Raw genomic sequence first — 3,102 nt, forward strand, 5'->3', positions numbered from 1 at the left:
TCAGTCAATACATTTGCTGACTGACACTCCGCATTCGCGAGCAAGCCCGCTCCCACAGGGGATTGGGTTTAGGCAGCAAGATCTGCGGGCTCAGCTGAGCAACTGGCTCAGAACTGCCCGGAGCTTCCCGGGCTTGACCGGTTTGTTCAGCAACGGCGCCTCCAGCCGCCGCAAGGCGCGGCGGCACTGGTCGGTGCGGTCAGCGGTGATGATGACCGCGGGGATGTTGCAGGCAAAGTGCTCACGCAGGTGCTTGACCACCTCACACCCCACCACCCCATGGTCGAGGTGATAGTCGGCAAGGATCAGCTCCGGCGCCCTGCCCTGCAACGCCGCCAGCGCGCCCGCCTGGTCGGTGGCGGTGAGCACTTCGCAGCCCCACTGTTCGAGCAGTGCGCTCATGCTTTCGAGGATGCTGACTTCGTTGTCGATCACCAGCAAGCGCCGGCCCGGCAGCGGGTTGCCGGTGCTCGGTTGCGCCGGCAGTTGGCTGATCGCCTCGGGCATCTCGGCGCTCAGCGGCACTTCGATGCTGAACATCGAGCCACGCCCCGGCCAGGACCGCACGGCAATCGGATAACCGAGGATCTCGGCGATCCGCTCGACAATCGCGAGGCCCAGCCCCACGCCCTTGCGATCCGCCGCGCGGCCGACGTCGAGCTGGTTGAATTCGAGGAAGATCGCCTCCAGCCGATCCGCCGCAATCCCGCGCCCGGTGTCCCACACTTCCAGGCGCAGGCAATCACCGCGACGCCGCGCCCCCAGCAGAATGCAGCCCTCATCGGTGTAACGGCAGGCATTGCTGAGAAAGTTGCGCAGGATGCGCGTCAACAACCGCAGGTCCGTGCGCACCGCGTAATGCCCGGTGTGCACCCGCAGATTCAACCCGGTCGCCTGGGCCACCGATTGGAATTCCGAGACCAGCGGCGCAAACACTTCATCCAGGCAATACAGGGCCACATCCGGTTTCACCGCCGCTTGGTCAAGTCGCGAGATGTCGAGCAAGTCAGTGAGCAAGTCCTCGGCACCTTCCAGCGCCTGATGCGTGCGCTCCACCAGCACCTGCTCGACGCTGGGCAGTTGGCGCTCACGCAAGGTGGCGATCAACAGCCGTGCGGCGTTCAGCGGTTGCAGCAGGTCGTGGCTGGCGGCGGCGAGGTATTTGTCCTTGCTGCGGTTGGCAGCCTGGGCGGCGTCACGGGCGTCGCGCAGGTCCTGTTCGATCTGTTCGCGCTGGGCGATCTGCTGTTGCAGGTTGTGGTTGGCCTCCAGCAGTTCATCGGTGCGCGCGGCGACGCGCTGCTCCAGCTCGTCGTTGAGGCGTATATAGCGCTTGCGCTCGGCCTCCAGTTCATCCAGTCGCGCCGTCAGCTCCGGGTAGTGGCTCTTGCGCGCCGACTGGTCGCCCAGCCCCAACAGCGCCGACAGTGCGCGCTGCGGGTCGTCAGAGTGCTTCGCCATAGACGACCTCGACGTCACGCTGGCTCGATGCGCGCGGGTTGGTGAGGATGCACGGGTCGTCCATCGCATGCTCGGACAGGAACGGAATATCCGCCACGCGCACCCCATGCAGGCCGAGGGTTTCGTGGAAGCCAATCGCATGCTTCAACGCGATCAGGTGTTCTACCAGGCGCCCGCAGATCTGCCGGTGATTGAGGCCACGGCAGTCGATGCCAAAGGTCTCGGCAATCACCTGGAAACGCTCCGGCGCCGAGCTGTAATTGAACGCCACCACATGCTCCACCAACACCGCGTTGCACAATCCATGGGGCAGATCGAGGAAGCCGCCGAGGCTGTGGGACATCGCATGCACCGCCCCAAGGATCGCATTGGAGAACGCCAGCCCAGCCTGCATGCTGCCGAGCATGATCTTCTCGCGCAGAGCAATGTCCGTGGGGTTGGCGATCATCTGCACCAGGTTGCCGTTAATCAGGCGCATCGCTTCCAGCGCATGGGGATCGGTCAACGGGCCATGGCCGGTGGAGACAAACGCCTCGATGGCATGCACCAGCGCGTCGATGCCGGTACAGGCCGACAGGAACGGGTCCATGCTCGCCGTGGTTTCCGGGTCGATCAGCGACACGTCCGGCACCACCGCCTTGCTGACGATGGAGAACTTCATGCGTTCCTGCTGGTTGGAAATGATCACGAACTGCGAGACATCCGCCGAGGTGCCGGCCGTGGTGGGGATCAGGATCAGCGGCGGGCTGGGCACACGAATGGTGTCCACGCCCTCGAATTCAAGGATGCTGCGGCCGTGGGCGACCACGATGCCAATGGCCTTGCCACAGTCCATCGGGCTGCCGCCGCCGATGGCAACGATCACATCACAGTGGTTTTCACGGTACACCTCGGCGCCGGTCATCACTTCCTCAACCCGGGGGTTGGGCGACACGGCGGAGTACAGGCAGTAGTCGATACCGATGGCTTGCAGGCTGGCTTCCACATCGGCGACCCAACCGGCGGCGATCACCCCGGGGTCGCTGACCACCAGCACCTTGCGCGCGCCGAAGGTCTTCGCGTAATTGCCGACGTTGTGCCGGCAGCCGGCGCCAAAGATGATTTCAGGAGAGACGAATTTACGCAGGAGGCTCAGGTTTGGGCTCATTGGAAAGCCTGTTCTTATTATTTTGGAAGAATGCGCTCCACACTAACCGATCCTTGGGCGATTGCAATCAGACCAAAGAGTCATCTTCCACGCAGCACCGGCCAGCACAAGGCTGGCCGGAGGGTCGATCAACGGCTGGCGAAGTACATGGTCACTTCAAAGCCGATACGCAGGTCGGTAAACGCGGGTTTTTTCCACATGGGGCGTTCCTCTTGTTGTGCCGGAAGATTCCGGTTGGGTCATTAATGCATGGGGGGTGTGGGAGGCGAATGCTACTTTCGAAGGAGTTGCCTGCATGCCTTGGTATCGAGTGTACAGAGATCAAAATGTGGGAGCTGGCTTGCCTGCGATGGCGGCCTGTCGGTCGGTGTACATATCCATTATTTGGGTAACGGCGGCTTATGGTTCCGCCCTTACGGCGGCTCACTTTTGAAGAGCACAAAAGTAAGCAAAACGCTCTTGCCCCAACACTCGGCACCTCGCCTAGGCTCGGT

Annotated in this window: 3 protein-coding genes; all 3 read right to left on the minus strand. The window is 62.7% G+C overall.

Annotation, left to right across the window (positions count from 1 at the left end; translation table 11 throughout):
* Positions 1–90: 90 nt before the first annotated feature.
* A complete protein-coding gene (locus tag NUV89_RS28795) occupies positions 91–1,461 on the minus strand; it encodes a hybrid sensor histidine kinase/response regulator (protein WP_257783990.1) in 1,371 nt (456 codons plus the stop codon).
* The gene (gene ercA, locus NUV89_RS28800; protein WP_124528356.1) at positions 1,445–2,608 is read right to left on the minus strand and encodes an alcohol dehydrogenase-like regulatory protein ErcA; all 1,164 of its coding nucleotides are present in this window, start codon (positions 2,606–2,608) and stop codon (positions 1,445–1,447) included. Before ercA ends, NUV89_RS28795 begins: the two co-directional genes overlap by 17 nt.
* A 128-nt stretch (positions 2,609–2,736) precedes the next feature.
* Entirely contained in the window at positions 2,737–2,808 is a 72-nt protein-coding gene (gene pqqA / locus NUV89_RS28805; RefSeq protein ID WP_020289857.1) for a pyrroloquinoline quinone precursor peptide PqqA, read from the minus strand.
* Positions 2,809–3,102: the final 294 nt, after the last annotated feature.

The organism is Pseudomonas sp. 18.1.10, from assembly GCF_024655625.1.
Taxonomy (GTDB): domain Bacteria; phylum Pseudomonadota; class Gammaproteobacteria; order Pseudomonadales; family Pseudomonadaceae; genus Aquipseudomonas.

What these genes read in the sequence shown, in the direction of transcription:
- NUV89_RS28795 (WP_257783990.1), bottom strand. Translation starts at nt 1,461, where the DNA reads ATGGCGAAGCACTCTGACGACCCGCAGCGCGCACTGTCGGCGCTGTTG.
- ercA (WP_124528356.1), bottom strand. Translation starts at nt 2,608, where the DNA reads ATGAGCCCAAACCTGAGCCTCCTGCGTAAATTCGTCTCTCCTGAAATC.